The organism is Alteromonas sp. ABH4_452 (genome assembly GCF_056311825.1).
The window spans coordinates 3,863,575-3,886,957 of record NZ_CM149973.1 but is presented as its reverse complement, the minus strand read 5'-3'; the positions used below and the strand labels follow the sequence as shown (position 1 = coordinate 3,886,957).

Genomic DNA, 23,383 nt, shown 5'->3' with positions numbered 1-23,383 from the left:
ATTATGATTGGAAAGCGTTTAAGCGCAGCCAAATCGAAAAAAGCCGAGGTGCCAGCAGAGTCTGCTGGCCCGAAGCATGTTGCAATCATTATGGATGGCAATGGTCGATGGGCGCAAAAGAAAGGGAAAATTCGTACCTTCGGTCACAAAGCCGGGGTAGAGTCTGTACGTTCTGTTGTGCGCTTTGCACGTCAAAACGGTATCGAATCACTAACGCTATTCGCGTTTTCAAGTGAAAACTGGAAACGTCCTGAGGAAGAAGTCAGCGTCCTTATGGAGTTGTTTAATCTCGTCCTCAATAGTGAAGCAAAACGCTTACACAAAAATGGTGTACGCTTGCAGGTTATTGGTGATGTTGAGGCTTTCGACGCCAAGCTAGTCGAAAAAATTCGCAAAGCCGAAGACATGACTAAAGACAACAAAGATTTGGTCTTAAATATCGCAGCAAACTATGGCGGTAGATGGGACATCGTAAATGCGGCCAAGCAACTCGCATCGCAGGTGAAAAGCGGCGAGCTTGATGTAGATAACATCAGTGAAGAAGCTCTTGGTTCGCACATTTCTACAGCTAACCTTCCAGAGTTAGATCTTCTTATTCGCACTGGTGGCGAGCACCGAATTAGTAATTTCTTACTATGGCAGTGTGCTTATGCCGAATTGTATTTCACCGATGTACTATGGCCCGACTTCAATGAAGACGTGTTTCAATTAGCCGTAGATGATTTCAATGTTCGTCAACGAAGATTCGGTCTAACCGGTGAACAGGTAGTCACAGCCGATGGTTAATACCATGCAGGCAATTATCAGGCTAGCCCTGGTAACCAAAGCCAAGGGCAAATTATGCTAAAACAACGGATAATAACTGCATTAATTCTCGCGCCGCTGGCGCTCTACGCTATTCTTTTTCTTCCTATTTTCTGGTTTGAAATAGCCATAGCCGGTGTTGTCGGTATTGGTGCCTATGAGTGGGCGAATATGTCAGGCGTGTGCGAGCGTCCTAAAAAACTTATTTACATGGCGGGAGCCTTTGCAATATGTATTGCTCTATCGCTTACCGTTGATGCCAGCACCATTTGGTATCAGGGCCAATTGCATGGCCTGTATCGCGCAATTTTAACCATCGCTGTGTTGTGGTGGATAGCCTCTTTATTTATGGTGCTTGCCTATCCGAAATACTCACGATTCTGGAAAGACAGTCGCAGCGTAAGAACCGTATTTGGCGCACTTACGCTTATACCAACATGGGTAGCCGTAGTTGCACTTCGCACTAGCCTGCATGATGTTGATCCATTTTATGGCGCATCGCTGATTTTTTATGTATTGGGTATCGTTTGGGCAGCTGATATAGGCGCATTCTTCGTAGGCGTTAAATTTGGTCGACACAAGTTACGCCCTAACGTATCTCCAGGTAAAAGTTTAGAAGGTTTGTTAGGCGGTATTGCTGCCTCGTTCGCTATTATTGCTTTTGCTGCACTGCACTATCAGGTTGAGCCGTCGCGCATTTGGCTACACCTTGCAATTGGCGGTATAACCGTTGCTGTTTCTGCGCTTGGTGATTTGAACGAGAGCATGCTGAAGCGCTGCGCTGGTATTAAAGACAGTGGTAAGATACTACCGGGCCATGGTGGTGTGCTAGATAGAATTGATAGCCTAACTGCAGCATTTCCAGTATTTGCCTTCTGCTATGTAACTTGGATGGCGTAATGCAAACAGTAACAGTGTTAGGGGCCACAGGCTCCATTGGTTGTAATACACTCGACGTTATAAATCGCCACCCAGACAAATACCGCGTTTTTGCTATTACTGGTAACTCTCAGCTTGAACTGCTTATGGAGCAAGCGCAAAAATGCGCGCCCCGTTATGTAGTGATCGCCAACGATGCTCACTATAAAGCCGCCTGCGAGTTAGCTTCTCAATACGGTGTAGATGCTGAAATTCTTTCAGGCACCAAAGCATTGGAAGAGGTATCAAGCGCACCTGAAGTTGACGCTGTCATGGCTGCAATTGTAGGGGCAGCAGGTCTTTTGCCTACAATGGCGGCGGTTAAGGCAGGAAAACGAGTTTTGCTTGCTAATAAAGAAGCCTTGGTTATGTCTGGCGCTTTATTTATAGAGGCTGCGAACCAAAGCGGCGCTGAAATCCTTCCTATCGACAGCGAACACAACGCCATATTCCAGTGTCTCCCGCACGATTACGAATATGGAAACTTTACTGCTTCAGGTATTCGCAAAATCTTATTAACGGGTTCTGGCGGCCCCTTCAGAGAAAGGCCACTTAATAGCTTTTCGTCAATTACCATCGATGAGGCCAGTACTCACCCTAACTGGTCAATGGGCCGAAAAATAACAATTGATTCGGCAACTATGATGAACAAGGGGTTAGAGTTCATAGAAGCCTGTTGGTTATTTGGTGCCGGCGCAGAAGACATTGATGTTGTTATACATCCACAAAGCATAATCCATTCTATGGTGCAGTACATTGATGGCTCTGTAATAGCGCAAATGGGTAACCCAGATATGCGAACACCTATTGCATATGGTTTGGCTCACCCAGATCGAATTGAAGCAGGTGTGAAGCCCCTCGACTTTTCGGATATGGCTAATTTCAGTTTCCAGACCCCTTGTTTTGAGCGTTACCCTAATTTGAAGTTGGCTATTGATGCATGTAAGGAAGGGCAATGCGCAACGACAAGAGTCAATGCGTCAAATGAAGTGGCTGTAGAAGCTTTTTTAGAGGGCAAAATTCAATTTTGTGATATTGCTAAAGTAAACGACGCTACGCTCAATGCTATGCCGCACGTATCGGTAAGTTCTATTCAACAAATATTAGAACAAGACGCACTAGCAAGAACCAAAGCTAACGAGATTATTCGAGGTAAATTTCAGTGCTAGCATTTTTATGGAGCCTTGGGGCATTCATTGTCGCCTTAGGTATTTTGGTAGCCGTACATGAATGGGGGCACTTTTACGTTGCTCGCAAATGCGGTGTACAGGTAGAGCGTTTCTCAATTGGATTTGGCAAGCCAATTTGGCGAAAGTTAAGTAAGTCCGGTACAGAATATGTTATCGCTATGATTCCCCTTGGTGGTTACGTTCGCATGCTCGATGGGCGTATTGATGACGTACCGCCTGAGTTAGAAGATAAAGCCTTCAATAAAAAACCTGTATTGCAGCGCATGGCGGTAATTGCAGCGGGCCCTGGCGTAAACTTCATATTCGCATTTTTTGCACTTTGGCTAATGTACCTTGTCGGTTTAGAAACCGTTAAACCCGTTGTTAAAGCTGTCGAGCCACAAAGTGTTGCAGCTGTAGCAGGCGTTCAACCTGGTGATGAAATCATTAAGGTCGGCGACAGAATTACACCGGACTGGGAAGCGGTTAATTTAGAAGTTGTCTCTAACATAGGGTCAGAAAAAACCACTGTTACGGTTAAAAATGCATCAAATATCGAAAAAGAACTGACATTTACACTGGGTTCTTGGAACTTTGACCCAGATAGCGAGTCTCCATTAAGCAGCTTAGGCCTAACCCCATACCGACCGGATGCAACGTTAACTGTTGGGTTTGTTGGTGAGGGAAGTGCGGCGCAGGAAGCAGGGTTGAAACCCGGTGATGAACTTGTCGCACTAAATGGCGCTAAATTGACGTCGTGGGAAGGTTTGGTTGACGTTATTGTTGAAAGCCCCGGTGAAAGTATCTCTCTTGATATACAAAGGGATGGACAGCAACTAACGTTAAATGCCACGATAGCGCGCCGCGATACACCACAAGGGCAAAGTGGTTATTTAGGTGTGAGCCCAACATTCGAGCCTTGGCCTGAAGGGTATGTGTTTACTCATCAATATGGCATTATAGAGGCTATTGGGAAGGCGCTAGACAAAACGTGGCGTCTAATGACACTGAGTGTCGAAATGATAGGAAAGCTTATCACCGGCGATGTATCGGTGAAGAATTTGAGCGGTCCTATCTCAATTGCTCAAGGTGCGGGAACAAGTGCTGGGTATGGACTTGCGTACTTTTTGAGTTTTCTTGCCTTAATAAGCGTAAATTTAGGCATAATAAATTTATTACCCTTGCCCATGCTTGACGGTGGCCACCTCATGTTTTTCATTGTGGAGTGGATCACTGGTAAGCCTGTGCCTGAAGCGGTGCAAGAATGGGGTTACAAAATAGGTGGCGTGCTTCTGTTTATGATCATGGGTATCGCAATTTTTAACGATATCGCTCGCATAACCTGATACAAATCAGGAAGTACAAAACAGCTAATACAAAACGCGGCCAGGAAAAGAAAAATAGATGAAGTTAAAACAGTTAGTAGCAGCCGGAGCCATTTTTTCCAGTGCTAGCTTTGCCAATGCTGCGGCGCAAGACAGTGAATTTGTTGTTGAAGACATTCGCGTAGAGGGTTTGCAACGTGTTGCACTTGGTGCAGCCTTAACCTACTTGCCCGTTCAAGTTGGCGACGAGCTTAATACATTCAGGGTAACGCAGCTTATTCGCTCGCTTTACTCTTCAACTCACTTTGAAAATGTAGAAATTCTTCGCGACGGCAATACCCTTGTGGTTCGTGTGGCGGAGCGTCCAACCATCAGTAATATTATTTTTGACGGCAATGATGATATTAAAGATGAGCAGCTTCAAGAAAGTTTGGATGGCAATGGTGTTCGCATCGGTGAGCCACTTGATAAGACCGTACTAACCTCTATTGAGAATGGCCTTAAAGACTTCTTTTACAGCATAGGTAAGTACAATGCTGACGTAACGGCTATTATTACGCCGTTACCGCGTAACCGTGTCGATTTGAAGCTACTTTTTGAAGAAGGCGATGCCGCTGAAATCGAGCAAATTAATATTGTAGGTAACGAAATTTTCTCAGACGAAGAGCTGATGGAAGCGTTTGAGCTACAATACGATACGCCTTGGTGGGACTTTCTATCAGAGACTCGCTATCAGCAACAAACGTTACAAGGTGACATGGAAACCTTGCGTAACCACTATTTAAATCGTGGTTACCTACGATTTAACGTTGACTCTACTCAAGTGTCGATGACCCCTGAAAAGTCCGGTATCTACATTGCTATGAACGTATCAGAAGGTGAGCAATACACCATTTCTGAAGTAGAACTCGTAGGTGATGTACTTGGCCATGAAGAATACATCGAGCGCGTACTGCCGCTAACAGAAGGCGAGCTATACAACCAAGCGGAAGTCACCTACACAGAAGAGTTTATTAGTAAATATCTAGGTCGCTTCGGCTATGCTTATCCAACGGTAACCACAGTACCTGAAATTAATGACGAAGATAAAACGGTTAAGCTGACGCTATCTGTAGACCCGGGTAAGCGTATTTACGTTAACCGTATTAAGTTTAACGGTAACGTGGTAACCGCCGACAGTGTACTTCGTCAAAACGTAAGTCAGATGGAAGGCACCTGGTTGTCTAATAATTTGCTAGAGTCTTCAAAAAATCAGCTTTCTCGTCTTACCTACATGGAAGAAGTAGAGTTTGAAACTGTACGTATTCCAGGCTCTGAAGATAAGGTTGATGTTAACTATAATGTTAAAGAGCAGCCTTCGGGCTCGTTTAACGCAGGTATCGGTTACGGTGACAGAACCAAATTAAGCTTACAGGCGGGTATCCAACAAGATAATTTCTTGGGTACAGGTAAACGCGTTGGTCTTAACCTAAGTACGGTTTCGTATCAGCGCAGTGCGCAAATCACCTATAACGACCCTTACTTTACTATTGATGGTATCAGCTTGGGTGGAAGCATTGGTTATAGCGAGTTCGACGGCTCTGACTTTAATGTAATCCAGTACAACTCTAAACGTTGGTCAATTGGTGCGAACATCGGTTATCCAATTAACGAGTTTAATCGTATCAACTTCGGTTTAACCTATAGCAATGTAGAGCTATTTAACCGTGGTTATTATGAGCAAACAGAGCAGTTCTATAACCAGTTTACCAATGGCGAAGATCCGGATGCTGCTATTAAATACGATAGCTATCTAGCAAGCGTAAGCTGGAGTAGAAGCACGCTAAACCGTGGTCTATTCCCTACGGCGGGCTCGTCTCAACGTGCATCCTTTAGCATTACTACGCCAAACTCAGACGTCAACTACTTTAAAACCGTATTCGATGGTAAATGGTATTTCCCATTATCACGTGACCAACGCTGGTCGTTCCTAACGCGAATTCGTCTCGGATACGGTAACGGTTACGGTGATATCAATGGCAACGAACAAATATTGCCGTTCACTGAGAACTTTACCGCAGGTGGTTCAGATTCACTGCGTGGGTTTGAGAATAATACGGTTGGCCCTCGAGGTATTTTCCTCGGTAACACTGGCACCATTTCAGGCCCTGATGGGGAATTATTCCCGGCGGACCCAGCTGACGCTGCACTTTCTTGGTCAACGCGAAGCCTAGGTGGTAATGCCATGGCACTCGGTGGTATTGAGCTAATCGTTCCTACGCCGTTTGTTGAAGAAGAAATGGATAACTCTGTTCGCACAAGTTTGTTTGTGGATGTGGGTAACGTATGGGATACTGAGTTTGATTATGACTACTACCGTCAGTTTGATATAGCATCTACTCAAAATGGTGAGCTATTGGACTATTCTGACTGGAGTCTGTATCGTAGTTCGGCAGGTATATCGGTTCAGTGGATTTCACCAATGGGGCCGATGGTATTTAGCTTCTCGAAAGCGATACAGCAACGTGATGGTGATGATGCTAGATTCTTCACTTTCAATATTGGTCAAACTTTCTAAGACATTAAAACGAGCGCGTTTTAACCGCGCTCTATAATAAGATTCACAAAAGGAGTTCCCTTTGAAACAGTTGGTTAAACATATCGTTGCAGGAGCAATGTTGGGTAGCGCTTTAGTAAGTACATCTGTAATGGCAGAACAGAAAGTGGCTGTTGTTGATGTGCAAGGTATTTTTCAAGCGATGCCTCAAGCGGCTGAGATTCAAAATGCTATTCAAGCTGAGTTTAAAGACCAGCTTGAAGAAGTGAATCAACTGCAGCGTGACGGTCAGTTCTACGCAGAGCGTCTTCAGCGTGATGCAGCTACAATGAGCGATACCGAGAAGAAAGAACTAGAACAAAAAATCTTGTCAGTTCGTGAAGAGCTATCTAAGAAAGGTCAGCCTTTACAACAAAACATTCAGCGTCGTAGCAACGAAGAGCGTAACAAGCTGCTTGGCCTTATCAAGCAAGCTATCGACTCTGTTGCATCAAAGCAAGGTTACGACTTAGTACTTAATGCGGGTGCAGTTGCTTTTGCTAAAGAAGAGCACGACTTATCTGAGCAGGTACTTCAGCAAGTAAGCAAAACTAACTAATTAACTTAAGACCTGTCGGCCTTCGCTGTTCATCAAAGTTCAGCAGGCGCTGGTCAGTTATAAAATTTGTCAGACCAACCCCTCTAAAGGTGTTGGTCTGATTTGTTTTTCGCGCTTAACAGCGTATGGTTGCCGCCGTTTTTAGTTTTTACGGCGAGTTTGACCCAAGTACCAATGTATCATCTGTATTGGTATGAAATAGCTAAAGGTCATGCTTGTATACAGGAGAAAGTTTTTGGCCAATTCACTAAATACCATCGAAATCCAGGAAATATTGGAACTGCTACCACACAGATATCCTTTCCTACTTGTTGATCGTGTTACTGATTATGTACTGGGTGAGTCTGTAAAGGCTTACAAAAATATTACGATCAATGAGCCATGTTTCATGGGGCATTTCCCTGGACAGCCAATTTTTCCGGGTGTTTTAATTCTAGAAGCCATGGCGCAAGCTGCCGGTGTTTTAGGTTTTAAGACCATGGGCAACAATGATAAGTTATACTTGTATGCAGGGATTGATAACGCACGCTTTAAACGTCCAGTTGTTCCGGGTGATAAGCTTGAGTTTGATGTTGCTCTGGTAAAAGAGCGCAGAGGGATTTGGAAATTTAAAGGTACTGCAAGTGTCGATGGCGATATTGCTTGTAGTGCAGAGTTTATGTGTGCGATGAGAGAGATAGCGTAACGTGATCCATCCTACTGCGGTAATTTCAGAAAGTGCAACGATTGGTGAAAATGTCACCATAGGTCCATTTTGTGTGGTAGACGACAACGTCACCATAGGCGACGGCTGTATTCTGAAATCACATGTGGTGGTACGCGGCCCGACGCGTATCGGTAAAAACAACAAGTTTTATCAGTTTTCTTCAATTGGTGAAGACTGCCAAGATAAAAAATATGCGGGTGAGCCTACCGAACTCGTTATCGGAGATGATAATGAGTTTAGAGAAGGGGTAACCGTTCATCGTGGCACGGTACAAGACAACGGCATAACAATTATCGGTTCTCGTGGTTTATTTATGGCTAATGCACACGTTGCCCATGACTGCGTTCTTGGCGATGACATCATAATTGCCAACAATGTGGCTGTGGCTGGCCATGTTCATATTGATGATTTCGTTATTATTGGCGGTGCTACAGGTATCCACCAGTTCTGCAAAATCGGCGCTCATGCATTTTTAGGGGCAGGCGGTATTATTCTGCGCGACGTCCCGCCTTTTGTTATGGTGAGTGGTCAGAAGAATATTCCTCAGGGGATCAACTCTGAAGGCTTGAAACGCCGTGGTTTCTCAAAAGAAGAAGTGCTTGAAATCAAGCGCGCCTATAAAGCGATTTATCGTGAAGGTAATACTATTGACGAAGCAGTCGACAAGCTTGCTGAACCAGCACAAAAGTTTGATGGTGTGGCGCTAATGGTTCAATTCTTACAAGACTCCAAGCGAGGCATTATTCGCTAATTATGTCTAAACCAATTCGTATCGGCATGGTTGCCGGAGAGCCCTCTGGTGATATCCTTGCCGCTGGAATGGTTGCCGAGTTAAAACGCCAATACCCAGATGCTATTATCGAAGGTATTGGTGGTCCAAACATGATAAAAGCGGGTTTCCATAGTCTATTCGATATGGAAACCTTGTCGGTTATGGGGCTTGTGGAAGTCCTATCCCACCTTCCAGCCATCTTAAAAGTTAAAAAGCAGCTTCTTGCTCATTTTGAGCAAAATCCGCCAGATATTTTCGTAGGCATTGACGCGCCTGATTTTAATTTGAGAGTAGAGAAAGCCCTCAAAGCCCGCGGTATCAAAACCATGCACTATGTAAGTCCTACGGTGTGGGCGTGGCGTGAGAAACGCATTCATAAGATAGCGAAAGCGGCTAATCGCGTACTGGGGTTGTTCCCTTTCGAACAGCAGGTTTACGATAAATATAACGTTCCCTACACCTTTGTGGGGCATACTATGGCTGACGCTATAGCCATTGAGCCCGACCAAAATGCGGCAAGGCAGGCATTAGGTGTAGATTGCAATGCTCCCATACTGGCTGTACTACCCGGCTCAAGAAGAGGCGAAGTGGATACGTTGCTTCCCGTGTTTCTGAAGACCATAGAAGCTATTCATGCTAAACGCAGCGACATTCAATTTCTTATCCCTGCGGCAAATGAGCATCGTCTTGCGCAAATTAAAGCACTCTTGCTTGAAGCTGATAATGCTGAAGCACGCTTACCCATTCAGGTCACCCAAGGCACTTCTCGTGATGCCATGATAGCAAGCGATGTTATCTTGCTCGCATCAGGTACAGCGACGTTAGAAGCTATGTTGTGTAAGCGCCCAATGGTAGCCGCTTATTTACTCGCGCCGCTTACCTACAAAATCATGCAGCGCTTGTACAAAGCGCCTTACTTTACGTTGCCAAACCTCTTGGCTAACGAGGCAATTATTCCTGAGTTACTCCAAGAAGAGGTAAACGCAGAGAATATGAGCAATCAGCTACTTAACTTTTTCGAAAGTGATAATTCAGCGCTTATTTCCCGTTTCACCGATCTCCACCATACGCTAAAATGCAATGCTGATAAAACAGCAGCAAAAGCTGTCGTGGAGGAATTGTTTGCATAAGTTAATTGCCGGTGTTGATGAAGTAGGGCGTGGCCCTTTAGTTGGAGATGTGGTTACTGCTGCGGTTATACTAGACCCAGAAAACCCTATTGAAGGGCTAACCGACTCTAAAAAACTGAGTGAAAAAAAGCGCGTAGCCCTCGCGCAAGAGATTCGTGAGAAGGCGCTTTACTGGAATATCGGTAGAGCAAGCCCTGAAGAAATAGACAAGCTTAATATACTGCACGCTACCATGCTCGCTATGATCCGCGCAGTGGAAGGTTTACCTGTAAAACCTGACTTTGTGCGTGTAGACGGCAACCGCGTCCCAGCTTGGAATTTTGACTCTGAAGCGGTAGTGAAAGGTGACAGCCTACACGCTGAAATTTCAGCAGCATCAATCATTGCCAAAGTAGAGCGAGATAACGATATGATTTCGTTGCATGAGGCCTACCCACAATATAACTTTGCCGGGCACAAAGGTTACCCCACAAAAGCACACTTTGAAGCTATCGCCGAATATGGCATCTTAGATTGCTATCGCAAAAGTTTTAAACCCGTAAAAGCGCTACTCGAAGAGAAATAACATCATGTCATCGCCATTTATTCATTTACGTGTTCACAGCGACTTTTCGATGATGGACGGCCTGAATAAGGTTAAGCCTATTTTAGGTAAAGTGGCCGCGCTTGGCATGCCTGCCGTGGCAATCACAGATCAAATGAATATGTGTGGCTTGGTAAAATTCTATTCGGAGGCACATAATTTAGGTATCAAGCCCATAATTGGCACCGATTTTTGGGTGACTAATGAAGCTTTTGGCGATGAACCTTTCAGACTTACCCTCATTGCGATGAACAACGAAGGGTATAAGAATATTACTATTCTTATCTCCAAGGCTTACCTTCGCGGACACTTGGCGCACCGCGCAGTCATTGATCAAGCATGGTTAGCAGAGCATAGCGAAGGCGTTATTGTTTTATCGGGCGCACAGCACGGCGATATCGGCGTAGGTTTAATGAAAAATAACGCCAAGCTTCTTGAAGATGCGCTTGAGTTTTATCAAACCCATTTTCCCGACCGTTTTTATTTAGAGCTGATTAGAACCGGTAGACAAGGCGAAGAAGATTATTTACACCATGCCGTAGAGCTTGCTGAGCAGCGCGGTTTACCCGTGGTTGCCACTAATGAAGTATGCTTTATTGACCAAGAGGGTTTCGACGCGCACGAAATTCGTGTGTGTATTCACGATGGCTATACCTTAGATGATAACCGTCGCCCTAAGCGCTACAGCGATCAGCAATATCTACGCACTGCCGAGGAAATGGTTGAGTTATTTAGCGATATCCCCGAAGCCATAGAAAATACGGTTGAAATAGCCAAGCGCTGTAACGTTACTGTCCGGCTAAATGAATATTTCTTGCCTCAGTTTCCAACCGGCGGTATGACCACCGAAGACTTCTTGGTTAAGGTGTCTGAGGAAGGCTTGGAAGAACGTCTAGAGTTTCTATTCCCCGATGAGGAAGTGCGCAAGGCAAAACGCCCAGAGTACGATGACCGACTTCGCATTGAGCTTGAAGTTATCAACCAAATGGGGTTCCCGGGCTATTTCCTTATCGTTATGGAGTTTATCCAGTGGAGTAAAGATAACGGAATTCCGGTAGGGCCAGGGCGTGGTTCAGGTGCGGGCTCACTGGTGGCCTATGCCTTAAAAATTACCGACCTAGATCCGCTTGAATTCGACTTGCTATTCGAACGTTTCCTGAACCCAGAACGTGTATCAATGCCCGATTTCGACGTCGACTTCTGTATGGATAGACGAGATGAGGTAATTGATCACGTTGCAGAGCTCTACGGGCGACAAGCGGTATCTCAGATCATTACCTTCGGAACTATGGCGGCAAAAGCGGTAGTACGTGACGTGGGTCGAGTACTTGGTCACCCCTACGGTTTTGTAGACAGAATTTCAAAGCTAATACCACCTGACCCTGGCATGACGTTAGAAAAGGCGTTTAAAGCCGAACCTCAGCTGCCAGAAGTTTATGAAAGCGATGAGGAAGTGAAAGACCTTATCGATATGGCGCGTATTCTTGAAGGGGTCACCCGAAATGCGGGTAAACACGCCGGTGGTGTTGTTATTGCGCCAACCACTATTACTGATTTCTCGCCGCTGTATTGTGATGACGAAGGTAATAACCCGGTAACACAGTTTGACAAAAACGACGTTGAAACCGCTGGGCTTGTAAAATTTGACTTCCTAGGTCTTCGTACGCTGACGATCATTCAGTGGGCGATAGATATGATCAAGGAAGGGAAGAACGTTGATGTCGATATCAGCGCTATTCCTCTTGAAGATCCTAAGAGTTTCAGAACCCTTCAAAACGCCGAGACAACTGCTGTATTCCAGCTGGAATCTCGCGGCATGAAAGAGCTGATTAAACGCCTTAAACCAGACTGTTTTGAAGATATCATCGCACTGGTGGCCCTATTCCGCCCAGGTCCATTGCAGTCAGGCATGGTAGATAACTTTATCGACCGTAAGCACGGACGTGAAGAAATTTCCTACCCAGACGCTGAATACCAGCATGAGTGTTTGAAAGAAATACTAGAGCCTACCTACGGCATTATCTTGTATCAGGAACAGGTAATGCAGATTGCTCAGGAAATGGCAGGTTACTCGCTAGGTGGCGCTGACTTACTACGTCGTGCGATGGGTAAGAAAAAGCCTGAAGAAATGGCGAAGCAGCGCGGTACCTTTGCTGAGGGTGCGAAGGGCAATAATATTGACCCGGACCTTGCGATGAAAATCTTCGATTTGGTGGAAAAGTTCGCAGGCTACGGCTTTAACAAATCTCACTCGGCAGCCTATGCCTTGGTGTCTTACCAAACCCTTTGGCTGAAAGTACATTATCCAGCGGAATTCATGGCTGCGGTAATGTCGGCGGATATGGACAACACCGATAAAATCGTGACGCTTGTCGATGAATGTGAGCGCATGGGCATCGAAATACTGCCGCCAGATTTAAATGCGGGTAAATACAAATTTACCGTCGATAGCGAAGGTCGCATTGTTTACGGTATCGGTGCGATTAAAGGGGTAGGTGAAGGCCCAATTGAAGCGATTATTGAAGCGCGGGAGACCCAGGGTGCATTTAAAGATCTTTTTGATTTCTGCGCCAAGATAGACATTAAGCGCGTAAACAAACGGGTACTTGAAAAGCTAGTGTTAGCGGGTGCAATGGACAATTTAGGTCCGCATCGCGCTAGCCTTATGGCGAGTTTACCCGAAGCCCTTGCCGCCGCTGGGCAGCACGCAAAAGCTGAGTCATTTGGTCAGTCAGATATGTTTGGCCTACTGACTACCGAGCCTGAAGACGTGAAGCAAGCATTTGCTGACGTGCCTGAATGGCCTGAGAAAGTGTGGCTAGAAGGTGAAAAAGATACCCTAGGCTTGTATTTAACAGGTCACCCCATCAATCAGTACGCTGAAGAACTACGTTACTATACTGACGGGCGTTTAGTTGATTTAAAACCAACGAACAAAGATCAAATGGCCAGTGCAGTAGGATTGGTGCTTGGCGTGCGTGTTATGACGAATAAACGTGGGCGCCGCTGGGCTATAGTGACACTGGATGATAAGAGTGCCAGAATAGACGTACGTTTCTTCCCCGATATGTACGAACAGTTCGAAAGTGTGTTAGAAACTGACAGAATATTGCTTATAAAGGGACAGGTCAGCTTTGATGATTTCTCTGGGGGCAATACAATCACCGCCCGTGATGTAATGGACATTGTTCAGGCACGAGAGAAAAACGCGAGAGCGCTGGCACTTAATATTGATACCCAGTTGCTTGAACCGAAGAAAATGAGTCAGATGCAATCTATCCTGCAGGCATTTAACGGTGGAAGTTGTCCTGTTCAGTTAGCGGTAACCCATCCAGACGCTGAAGTAACTTTGGCGTGTGGCGCAAGATGGTACGTTACCCCTGAAGACCAACTTTTACACGATCTCAAGCAATGTTTGGGAGACAAAGCCGTTTCAATTCTCTACCATTAGGGTTAAGAGTTCGATAGATTGGACATCTCGCGTTTGCATAGACGAGCGTAGTACGAATAGGACATGAAATGAGTATACAGTTTTTGGACTTTGAACAGCCAATAGCCGAACTAGAAGCAAAAATTGAAGAGCTTAGGTTGGTGAATCAAGGTGGCGAGTTTGACGTTGGTATTGAAGAAGAAATCAATAAGCTTCGCGGCAAAAGCGCGGAGCTAACTAAAAAGATCTTTTCTGATCTTGGCGCATGGCAAGTTTCTCAACTTGCACGTCACCCAATGCGTCCATACACGCTAGATTACATTCCTCGTATTTTTACAGAATTCGACGAGCTTGCTGGCGACCGCGCGTTTGCAGACGATAAGGCAATTGTTGGTGGTCCAGCGATGCTAGACGATCAGCCTGTGATGATTATAGGTCATCAAAAAGGCCGAGACACTAACGAAAAAATTAAGCGTAACTTCGGTATGCCTAAACCAGAAGGCTACCGTAAAGCCTTGCGTCTTATGAAGATGGCTGAGCGCTTTAACATGCCTATTATTACCTTTATCGACACGCCAGGAGCATACCCAGGTGTGGGCGCTGAAGAGCGCGGCCAAAGTGAAGCAATCGCGAAAAATTTATTCGAAATGGCTGAGCTTACTGTTCCAATCGTGTGTACCGTAATTGGTGAAGGTGGTTCAGGTGGTGCATTAGCTATTGGTGTTGGCGACCGCGTTAATATGCTTCAATATTCTACCTACTCGGTTATTTCACCGGAAGGTTGTGCGTCTATTTTGTGGAAAAGTGCAGAAAAAGCCCCATTAGCTGCTGAAGCGATGGGCGTAAGTGCGCCACAAATTAAAGAACTGGGTCTAATTAACAGCATTGTTGAAGAGCCATTAGGCGGTGCGCATCGCGATCACAACGGCATGGCGGCTAATTTGAAAGCCGTTATTAAGCAGCAGCTTAATCAACTTAAAGAGCTTGATAAAACAAAGCTAATGGAAGAACGCTACGAGCGTTTAATGTCGTTCGGGTATTGCTAATTCTAGTTAGGGCTACGAGTTCGAAAACTGCGAATAGTCACGTCATGATACGAAGCGGTGTACGATTAGGCGAAGCGGTGTACGATTAGCAAAAATGCTTGTTGTAAAAGTTTATTAAGTCTTCGCTTAGTGCATGTCGATTCAGATTAGTTCAAGGGGGTTGTTTACCATTGGTAACCAACCCTTTTGCGTTATTAGAAAACGAGTAACCAGCAGATACAAAGCTGAACCCTAATAAAACATAAAGTTGAAACAATAAGGTATTACTGGTCTGTGACCCCTCTACAATCCCCCACTATTGAACATATCGTCAACCGCATAGCCACGTCACTGACTAATGTAAAGCAACCACTTCAAACGCCACTCGTCGTTGCTTACAGCGGTGGCGTGGACTCCACCGTACTGCTTCAAGCCGTCGTCGCGTATAGGGAGCAGTTTGATAGCCCGATACATGCTGTACATGTACATCACGGTTTAAGCGAAAATGCGGATGACTGGGCCCGCCACTGTGAACTGCAGTGCCGTCTTGAAGATGTTGAGTTTCATCAATATCGTGTTGCCGTTGATACCAGCTCTAGAAAGAGCTTAGAAGCTGAGGCGCGTAAAGTTCGATACAGCGCACTATTAGAAGTGTGCGAACAAATTGGCGGTGTACTGCTTTTGGGGCAACATGCCGAAGATCAGCTTGAAACTGTATTGCTTCAGCTCAAACGCGGTGCTGGCCCTCAGGGATTAGCGGGTATGGGCGAAGTGCAGTACCGCGGCGATACGTTAATAATGCGACCTATGCTAGCTCTTGAGAAAAGCGACATTATCGCTTATGCCGAAGAGGAAATGTTGCAGTGGGTCGAGGATGAATCTAACCAGCAAAACAGCTTTGACAGGAATTTCTTGAGAAACGAGATAATACCTCATTTGCTTGAGCGGTGGCCCCAGTTAACTAAGACAGTGGGGCGAAGCGCTGAGCTTTGTGCAGAGCAAAGTGAGCTAGTCAGCGAATCTGCACAGCAATACTTCGAAGACTGTAAACGTGCTGATATCAGGTTAGATGGACAAAAGCTTGCTGCATTGTCTATCCCTTGGCAGGCTATGGTAATTCGCGCCTGGTTCAAAGCGCAGGGACAGCTTGCACCTTCAAAAGCGCAGACAGACCAAGTACTTGCTATGCTGGGGGCGAAACATGATGCTACCCCTGAAGTAAACTTTAAGTGGGGCAGGGTTATACGTTTTGACCACGACCTTTACTGGGTTGTTAATGATACGTGCGAGATCCCAGATCGTCTTGCGTTAGTGTTAGACCAGTACAATTCTCTTCCTTGGTTACACGGGCAGGTGAGGGTAACAGTAACGAAAGAAGAAAATAACGATACAGTCTCTTTGCAAACCAATGCGCGTAATTTGCGAATGAAACCTGAAGGCGCCAATGTATCAAAGCTATTGAAAGAGTGGTTTAAAGTATGGCGTGTACCTAGATGGAAACGAAATGGCGTACCTACTATCTTTTTAAATGAAACACCTGTGGCAATCATCATTGATGAGAAAGTTGTTTATCTACAACCAAAAGTTGAGCGTATCAATATAGCCTTTAAACCAATTTAATCGCTAATTAGTCTTACCATTACTATGTACAAGATTTAAAGTGCCAAAAACACTTTATCAGTCGGCGTAGAAAAGCCAGTCATTAGAGTTTTCAATTTTTTTCGGCAGAATGTATTGATAAAGCGGCATCGAATTGCCGCTTTTTTTGGAAACAAGTAAAAGGGATTAGTTAGGCAGCGTCATAGCTGTTTTTGCCTGAGTTTTTCACCCGATATAGCGCGTTATCAGCGCGGTTAAATAAACTATCAACACTGTCACCGTCTCGATAAATCGCGCCACCGAGACTTGCCGATACACCTAATCGTGATAAGTAAGCAGAGCTATTTATACTCATCTGAATTCGCTGAGCAGCACATGCTAATTGCTGCTGTGTTTGGCAGTCTAGTAAACAGCAGAATTCATCTCCGCCATAGCGAAATGCTTCGTCTTCATCGCGCAGTACATTTTCAAGATGTGTTGCCACGTGAACCAGTACTTTGTCGCCCTCACCGTGCCCAAAGTTATCGTTCACATATTTGAAGTTGTCTAGGTCGATAACTAAAAGTGCAAATGGTTCATCGTGTCGTTGCGCCCACCCCAGTTGTCTTGTCATAGACTGCTGAAATCCCGCACGATTGCCTAAACTCGTCAACACGTCTTTGGTTGCCATTTGCTGAACACGCATTAAAGATAACGCGTGTTTTACTTGTTTTCCAAATAAATCATGAAGTTGGAATAGGCTCTCCCGTTGCGATAACGACAAGGGTGAACTAATGTAATAATAGACATGGGCTTGCTCGCCATTAACAGAGCGCGCCCCTTGTAGTGGTAAATCAATCAGCGTTGACGATATCTTTGCGTTACCGTAGACCCAACGAGAGTCGAAGTCAGATAAACTGAATCCGACAACAGGCAATAGCATATTAAGCTGCTGAAAATACACGCCTCCTAACTCTTGAAGTTCAAGCGTAGTCAGGAGCTGTGTTACAAAGCCCGATAATTCACTAAAAGAAAGTGATTTACCTGTGCTCTCAGCAGGATAAAAATTGTTGTGTTGTGTGCTATCGTAGACTGACGTTGAAAAATCCACAGTAGTGCCCCTATACAAAATGCGTTGATATGCCGCAGAAATGAAACCAGTGTCAAAGCTCTGACGTTTCTGTGGTCATAATCGCATTTTCGCGAAATTTATGACGATCACAGCGGCAAAACTTGCCGGATCTGCATTTACATAGGGGATTTTGCAAACTGAATGCCAACAAGATATCTGTCGCATTAGTCTTTAGTTTAAGTGTTAAGCAGAGTTGATTACTGTGCTTATTTAACAATCGTAAGTTGATGTTGCTCTAGGAGGTTATGTGGGGACGAGTTTTTTAAATATCGTGATATTGATGTTCATATCGGTATGCGCAGTCGCCCTATTTAAACGAATTCATCTTCCACCTATCCTTGCTTATCTCTTTGCCGGTGTACTCGCTGGCCCACAGCTGCTATCTGTGTTTGCTCACCCCGAAGAAATGCACTTATTGGCCGAAGTGGGGATTGTTTTTCTACTCTTTTCCCTTGGACTAGAATTCTCCCTTCCTAAATTGTTGGCTATGCGCTCTTTGGTGTTTGGTGTGGGATTAGGGCAAATGGCGTTTACAACAGCGATATTTACCTGCGTACCGCTTTTTTTGGGGATCCCGATTAGTGCATCAATTATTATTGGCGGTACGCTGGCGCTAAGCTCTACCGCTATTGTTATAAAGCAAGCAACCGAAATGGGTATTCTCAATAACAGGCGTACACAACTCGCCATCAGTATCTTGCTCTTTCAAGACTTAGCCGTGGTCCCGTTTCTTATCGCTATTCCTCTTTTAGCCCAGACTGGCGAGGTAAGTATCGCGCTGGCTTTAGGCGAAGCATTGCTAAAAGGTGTGTTTGTTATTGCATTTCTTATGTCAGTAGGTAAGTGGTTACTACCTTGGGTGTTTAGAGAAATCGCAAGAACAAGGACTGATGAGCTGTTTGTTCTGACCACTATTTTAATAGCCCTATTGGCCGGAGGGTTAACTTATTACTTCGGGCTGTCCATGGCGCTAGGTGCCTTCTTAGCTGGGATGATGTTAGGAGAAAGCCAATACAAATATCAACTTGAAGCCGACATCCGCCCGTTTCGCGATATTTTAATGGGCTTGTTCTTTGTGACCGTAGGTATGCAGTTGGAACTTACCGTGCTCTGGAACAGCTTGTTTGAAATCGTATTTGGCGTTTTTGCGTTAATGATAGTTAAAGTTATCTTGGTAAGAGCCGCATCCATGTTGGTCAAAACTGACGCCATTGACGGCTGGTCCGCAGGCGTAAAACTTTGCCAAATAGGGGAGTTTAGTTTCGTTATCGCAGCGCTTGCCACAACGCATGGCGTATTAACCACCGAGCAATCATCGCTAATAGTGTGTATGGGTGTGATAAGTATGGCGTTAACGCCTTGGCTTATGAACAACAGTGTGACTATCGCTAAACGCATTGTGAATAATGATATCTCCTTTGATGATAACGCTAGCTTTGGCAATGTCGGGCAGCTGACTAACCATGTCATTATTTGTGGATTTGGACGGGTGGGACAGTCGGTAGCGCGCATGCTCAAAATGGAAGGTATTCATTTTGTCGCTATAGATATGGACCCTGTCAGGGTGCATGAAAGCCGAAATGCGGGTGAACCCGTAATATTCGGCGATGCCAGTCAAAAAGATATTCTGAGCAGTGCTAATGTAGAAAATGCGAAGCTTGTGCTTGTAACATTTGATCAGGTCGATAAGGCGAAACAAGTGATAACGCAGACACGAAGTATAACGAGCACTACAGATGTTATGGTACGTACCAAACGCGACTACCAGTTAGAAAGCCTGTACAGCGCAGGAGCAAACCAAGTGGTGCCCGAGCTACAAGAAGGCAGTTTGATGCTGGTCTCGCAAGTGTTGCATTACGCCGGTGTACCTATGTCACGTATTTTAAAGCGGGTGCGGGCCGAGCGAAAAGGCCGTTATGATCATATGCACGGCTTTTACCCGGGAGAAACGACAGAAATCACTTACGGGACGGAAGATAAGCTAGAGTTTATTCATGCAGTAGTATTATCTGAACGCGCCTCTTGCATTGGAAAAGCAATAAAAGATATCGACTTCACAAGAATGCGTGTCGCTATTAAAGGTTTAAGACGTAACGGTAATGAAGTGAAAGACCCAGACCAAGACGCTATTCTACAGGCCCATGATGTACTAGTAATCGCAGGTAAACCCCGACGAGTAGAGCGGGCTGAACGCAAACTCTTAGAAGGGAGTTGATGTTTAACTGCCAGCGCAGGTTAAGCTTTAGGCATAGGTTGCGCTGGCAGAGGAATTAAGTTCACTAAACTTAAGCAACGCGGTCTTTCTCTAAATCGGCAAACTGCTTTTTTAGGTCGTAGCGTTCATCAGTTACAATTTTTTCGAGTACAGATACGCGCTCTTTCAAATTTGCAATTTCTTGTTTATACGCTTCAGTTTCTTTGTTACTAAGCTTCTTTTTGCTTTTGTCTTTCGCACTTTCGACAATGGTAACTAACGCCCAAGCACAAATAGCTACTATTGCAATCGCTGTCATGTCCACGGTGGTATCCCTCACAAATGGTTTAAAAAGAGTTTAGGTGAAAATGTGGTCAGTTGCCTAATTCACCCAGTATTTAGTTTCCACATCTAATAAACAGAGGCTAAATACTTATTAGTAAAATAACTGCTGCGCTTGGAGTACTATAACGGTTATTACGCTAAGTTTTCTATAAAAAGTGTAACCAGTTAAGCCCTTAACACCAGCAGTGTTATAATGAAAAATTGCAAGTAGGTTGCCAAGTGACAAAAGTCATTACTTTCTAGTAAGTTAGAATGTTTACCTAGGTTTATGCAGAATTGTTGTTAACTAATTTCACTAAATAAAGTAGCAAAATTGACTAATGAGTGACCAAAATAGCGACCATCTGGCATCAAAGATCGACACTGAAAAAACACAGGCTCTGGAGCAAAACACCGAACATGTCGCAGCGCAAACGTTAGCGCCTAAAGTGCTAACCGCTGCCGACGAGCTTGCGAAAGTAAGCCTTTCAAAAGAAAGCATTCCCCAAGAGAACGCAATTAAAGAGAACTCAATTAAAGAGAGCCGAGGCAAAGAGAACCCTCTTAAAGAGGGCATTAGCCAGGAAAATCTTATTAATGAAACGGTTACTCAAGAAGACGTGATGTGGATGAAGCATGCATTAACCCTGGCGGACAAAGCAGAATCCATAGGGGAAGTGCCGGTAGGTGCCTGCGTAGTATTAAACGGTGAGCTTATCGGAGAAGGCTACAATACGCCAATATCGGATAACGACCCGTCTGCCCATGCAGAGTTGCGCGCTGTCAAAGAGGCCGCTTCTAAAGTGCGAAACTACCGGCTTATTGACGCTACCTTGTATGTCACTTTAGAGCCCTGCTCTATGTGTGCAGGTATGCTTGTGCATGCACGAGTAAAGCGGGTGGTGTTTGGTGCTAAAGATGCGAAAACAGGTGCTGTGGGTTCGGTTATGAATCTATTACAACATCCTGCGCTAAATCATCAGGTTGAGATTGGTTCTAATGTGCTAGCAGACGAGTGTGCTAACAAACTGTCAGATTTTTTTCGCAAGCGCAGGAAAGAGATTAAGGCAGCCAAAAAGGCGAAAAAACATCTAGAGGGGGATGCTTCAAGCTAATGCTTATTTTGCTGGCTTGAAGGGGGGTGTTTTATTCGCCTATTTGGTTTGCTGGGTTGCAAAGAGAGTTCTCAATAAATTGATGCCTATCAATAAAAGCAACCAGCTTATATGTATTCTAGCTAGGCTTGCGAGTCAACTGAGTGAACATGTCGCTCGTTACAAATAGCTTACGACGTTGAAGTACTTTCTGGTGGCAACGCTTAAGCATAAGTCTGCGTCTGTTGTTGTTTTTCAATTTTATTCCTTTTTTCATAAAGCGATTTTTTTTCATTTATTCTCCTTTCTCACAGCGAGGCTATTTTTCCCCTCGTTGTGACCATTCTTCCAATTAAGAAAAGTGCTCTGTCGTTTGAACTAAGCGCTCATTTTCCGAGAGTCACTGTTCTTTTAGAGTTAATAATCTTTTAGAAAAATTAAGGTTCTGAGAAAGCGAGTTAGTTAATCACTAACTCGTTCAAAGGGTACAGAGTAAAGATGACACCGAAATGACAGTTTTCAAGAGAGAAGCAAAGCGAACGAGATTAAATTTTTCCTTGTTCATCTAACCAGACTAGGCTGTCGTAGTAGCGGCGAATATTTTCTACGTATTGCAAAGCCTCATCACCTCTCGCGTAGCCATAGCGGGTGGTACGGTAATACTTTTTTTGCCTTAGCTGTGGCAAGCGTCGTTTAACATCTACCCACAAATCAGGGTTTCCCCCTTGTTGCTCGGTAAGCACCCTTGCATCTTCCAAGTGCCCCATCCCAATATTATATGATGCCATAGCCATCCAGGTTCTATCTGGCTCGCTGATTCGTGCAGGTATGCGACTTAGCAAACTGGCAAAATAACGTGAGCCCCCGCGAATACTTTGCTCTGGATTGGTTCTGTCATCCACATCCCAATCACTTGCTGTATCCAGTGTTAACATCATTAGGCCGCGAACCCCGGTTCTTGAAATAGCATCACTGTCCCAGTGGCTTTCTTGGTAGCTCATTGCGGCAAGTAGTCGCCAGTCTAAATCACCGGCATATTGTTGGAACAACGGTTTATATTGAGCTAATGCACTTTCAGCTGCGTAGTTAAATGCGCGACTGTCAACGTAATCGAACTGGCGAATATGTCCAAAGTACTTGTCTTCTAACACCGTAAACCAGCCTGATTGATGTACGGTTCCAAAATACTCAATGAGCGCTGCTTTCACTGAATCGTCTTGATCTAAAGGAAGGGCCCATGCCATCGGCATATCTTCGCTAAGTGTTTTGGCTACGGCGAGGTTAGGGTAGCGTCTACGTTGTAACGCTAGGCGATTGCTGTCGGCCACCGTATAAGCAATGTCACCATTAGCAACCTGTTGCAACAGTTCTTCAGAATCTGAATCTTCGGTGGTAACTAACTCGGTCTTTATCGCTACTTTTTCAGTATCAGTTGCTTCGTCACCTAAATCGCTTAAAAGATCAGAAAGTAAGTGAGCTTGGCTGCTTTCTGCTACTGCAATTATAGGGGAATCGAGGTCTAAAAGGTCTCTAGGTCTAGATGTGCCTGCTTGAAATACTAGCTGCTGTTTGACATGTTGATAAGCAGGGCCATAAGTGAAGCGGTTTTTTAGTGAAGGTGTCACCGCATCGCCCGTGGCGACAATGTCCAGGTTACCTTCTTCTAATTGTTCGAGCATGACTTCATAGCTGTAAAAAGGGTACAAATCGAGAGTGACGCCAAGGTAATCGGCGAACCCTGCCAGCAACTCATACTCAAACCCCTGGGGCCCTTCAGCGCCGTTATAAAAGGTTCCTGCACCGTATACGGTTCCTACGCGGATGGTTTCTCGTTCTAATAATGAGGAAAGGGCAGTGGGAACGGAAGGAACGCCACAGCTCATAACAGCAATAGATAAAATGATTATTAGCTGGAGTTTTAATCGTTTTTTATAGTCTTGTGACTGCATAGACCTTTACTTGTTGTTATTAAACCGTCTAAGTTTAAAAAAAAGTTCATGTTAGCGCGTTATGAGGTTACTTACTGTGCATAATTGCTCTATAATCCGCGCCGAAATACTCATCA

At 44.9% G+C, this 23,383-nt stretch carries 18 protein-coding genes; 15 read left to right on the top strand and 3 right to left on the bottom strand.

Going from position 1 to position 23,383, the window contains the following annotated elements:
• Window positions 1–3: 3 nt before the first annotated feature.
• The 13 genes from uppS to tilS all read left to right on the top strand — a co-directional run bounded on the left by uppS (window position 4) and on the right by tilS (window position 16,616).
• Window positions 4–786 carry a polyprenyl diphosphate synthase gene (uppS, locus tag ACYX4N_RS16645; RefSeq protein WP_474830419.1) on the top strand — a complete coding sequence of 261 codons (783 nt, stop codon included), beginning with the start codon at window positions 4–6 and terminating at the stop codon, window positions 784–786.
• 54 nt (window positions 787–840) lie between these two features.
• Window positions 841–1,704, top strand: coding sequence for a phosphatidate cytidylyltransferase (locus ACYX4N_RS16640; RefSeq protein ID WP_179982600.1), 864 nt, complete (start codon window positions 841–843; stop codon window positions 1,702–1,704).
• The gene (gene ispC, locus ACYX4N_RS16635) at window positions 1,704–2,891 is read left to right on the top strand and encodes a 1-deoxy-D-xylulose-5-phosphate reductoisomerase (RefSeq protein ID WP_476054798.1); all 1,188 of its coding nucleotides are present in this window, start codon (window positions 1,704–1,706) and stop codon (window positions 2,889–2,891) included. The genes ACYX4N_RS16640 and ispC overlap by 1 nt, the downstream gene beginning before the upstream one ends.
• Window positions 2,885–4,237, top strand: coding sequence for a sigma E protease regulator RseP (gene rseP / locus ACYX4N_RS16630; protein WP_476054797.1), 1,353 nt, complete (start codon window positions 2,885–2,887; stop codon window positions 4,235–4,237). The genes ispC and rseP overlap by 7 nt, the downstream gene beginning before the upstream one ends.
• 58 nt (window positions 4,238–4,295) lie before the next feature.
• Window positions 4,296–6,773: an outer membrane protein assembly factor BamA gene (gene bamA / locus ACYX4N_RS16625; RefSeq protein WP_476054796.1), complete on the top strand. Its 2,478-nt coding sequence runs from the start codon at window positions 4,296–4,298 to the stop codon at window positions 6,771–6,773.
• A 61-nt stretch (window positions 6,774–6,834) separates the two neighbouring features.
• A complete protein-coding gene (locus tag ACYX4N_RS16620; RefSeq protein WP_474808322.1) occupies window positions 6,835–7,350 on the top strand; it encodes an OmpH family outer membrane protein in 516 nt (171 codons plus the stop codon).
• A gap of 235 nt (window positions 7,351–7,585) precedes the next feature.
• Window positions 7,586–8,035: a 3-hydroxyacyl-ACP dehydratase FabZ gene (fabZ, locus tag ACYX4N_RS16615; protein WP_118490056.1), complete on the top strand. Its 450-nt coding sequence runs from the start codon at window positions 7,586–7,588 to the stop codon at window positions 8,033–8,035.
• A 1-nt stretch (window position 8,036) separates the two neighbouring features.
• A complete protein-coding gene (gene lpxA / locus ACYX4N_RS16610; RefSeq protein ID WP_269915916.1) occupies window positions 8,037–8,807 on the top strand; it encodes an acyl-ACP--UDP-N-acetylglucosamine O-acyltransferase in 771 nt (256 codons plus the stop codon).
• Between the two features lie 2 nt (window positions 8,808–8,809).
• Window positions 8,810–9,958 carry a lipid-A-disaccharide synthase gene (lpxB, locus tag ACYX4N_RS16605; protein ID WP_476054795.1) on the top strand — a complete coding sequence of 383 codons (1,149 nt, stop codon included), beginning with the start codon at window positions 8,810–8,812 and terminating at the stop codon, window positions 9,956–9,958.
• Window positions 9,951–10,523 carry a ribonuclease HII gene (gene rnhB, locus ACYX4N_RS16600; RefSeq protein WP_474830434.1) on the top strand — a complete coding sequence of 191 codons (573 nt, stop codon included), beginning with the start codon at window positions 9,951–9,953 and terminating at the stop codon, window positions 10,521–10,523. The genes lpxB and rnhB overlap by 8 nt, the downstream gene beginning before the upstream one ends.
• Window positions 10,524–10,527: 4 nt before the next feature.
• Window positions 10,528–13,992, top strand: coding sequence for a DNA polymerase III subunit alpha (dnaE, locus tag ACYX4N_RS16595; RefSeq protein WP_474808315.1), 3,465 nt, complete (start codon window positions 10,528–10,530; stop codon window positions 13,990–13,992).
• Window positions 13,993–14,060: 68 nt separating this feature from the next.
• A complete protein-coding gene (gene accA / locus ACYX4N_RS16590) occupies window positions 14,061–15,017 on the top strand; it encodes an acetyl-CoA carboxylase carboxyl transferase subunit alpha (protein ID WP_012517579.1) in 957 nt (318 codons plus the stop codon).
• A gap of 273 nt (window positions 15,018–15,290) precedes the next feature.
• A complete protein-coding gene (tilS, locus tag ACYX4N_RS16585; protein WP_476054792.1) occupies window positions 15,291–16,616 on the top strand; it encodes a tRNA lysidine(34) synthetase TilS in 1,326 nt (441 codons plus the stop codon).
• A 169-nt stretch (window positions 16,617–16,785) separates the two neighbouring features.
• On the opposite strand, the gene ACYX4N_RS16580 is transcribed toward tilS, so the two are convergent.
• A complete protein-coding gene (locus tag ACYX4N_RS16580; protein ID WP_474808311.1) occupies window positions 16,786–17,685 on the bottom strand; it encodes a GGDEF domain-containing protein in 900 nt (299 codons plus the stop codon).
• Window positions 17,686–17,953: 268 nt separating this feature from the next.
• On the opposite strand from ACYX4N_RS16580, the gene ACYX4N_RS16575 reads away from it, so the two are divergent.
• Window positions 17,954–19,921, top strand: coding sequence for a monovalent cation:proton antiporter family protein (locus ACYX4N_RS16575; protein ID WP_476054791.1), 1,968 nt, complete (start codon window positions 17,954–17,956; stop codon window positions 19,919–19,921).
• A gap of 70 nt (window positions 19,922–19,991) precedes the next feature.
• On the opposite strand, the gene ACYX4N_RS16570 is transcribed toward ACYX4N_RS16575, so the two are convergent.
• Window positions 19,992–20,219: a hypothetical protein gene (locus ACYX4N_RS16570; RefSeq protein WP_476056464.1), complete on the bottom strand. Its 228-nt coding sequence runs from the start codon at window positions 20,217–20,219 to the stop codon at window positions 19,992–19,994.
• Window positions 20,220–20,799: 580 nt separating this feature from the next.
• Between ACYX4N_RS16570 and tadA the strand changes: the two genes are divergently transcribed.
• Window positions 20,800–21,339, top strand: coding sequence for a tRNA adenosine(34) deaminase TadA (gene tadA, locus ACYX4N_RS16565; protein WP_476056463.1), 540 nt, complete (start codon window positions 20,800–20,802; stop codon window positions 21,337–21,339).
• A gap of 524 nt (window positions 21,340–21,863) precedes the next feature.
• Here the strand turns inward: tadA and mltF are convergent.
• On the bottom strand, window positions 21,864–23,267 hold the full coding sequence (gene mltF, locus ACYX4N_RS16560) for a membrane-bound lytic murein transglycosylase MltF (protein WP_476054789.1): 1,404 nt from the start codon (window positions 23,265–23,267) through the stop codon (window positions 21,864–21,866).
• Window positions 23,268–23,383: the final 116 nt, after the last annotated feature.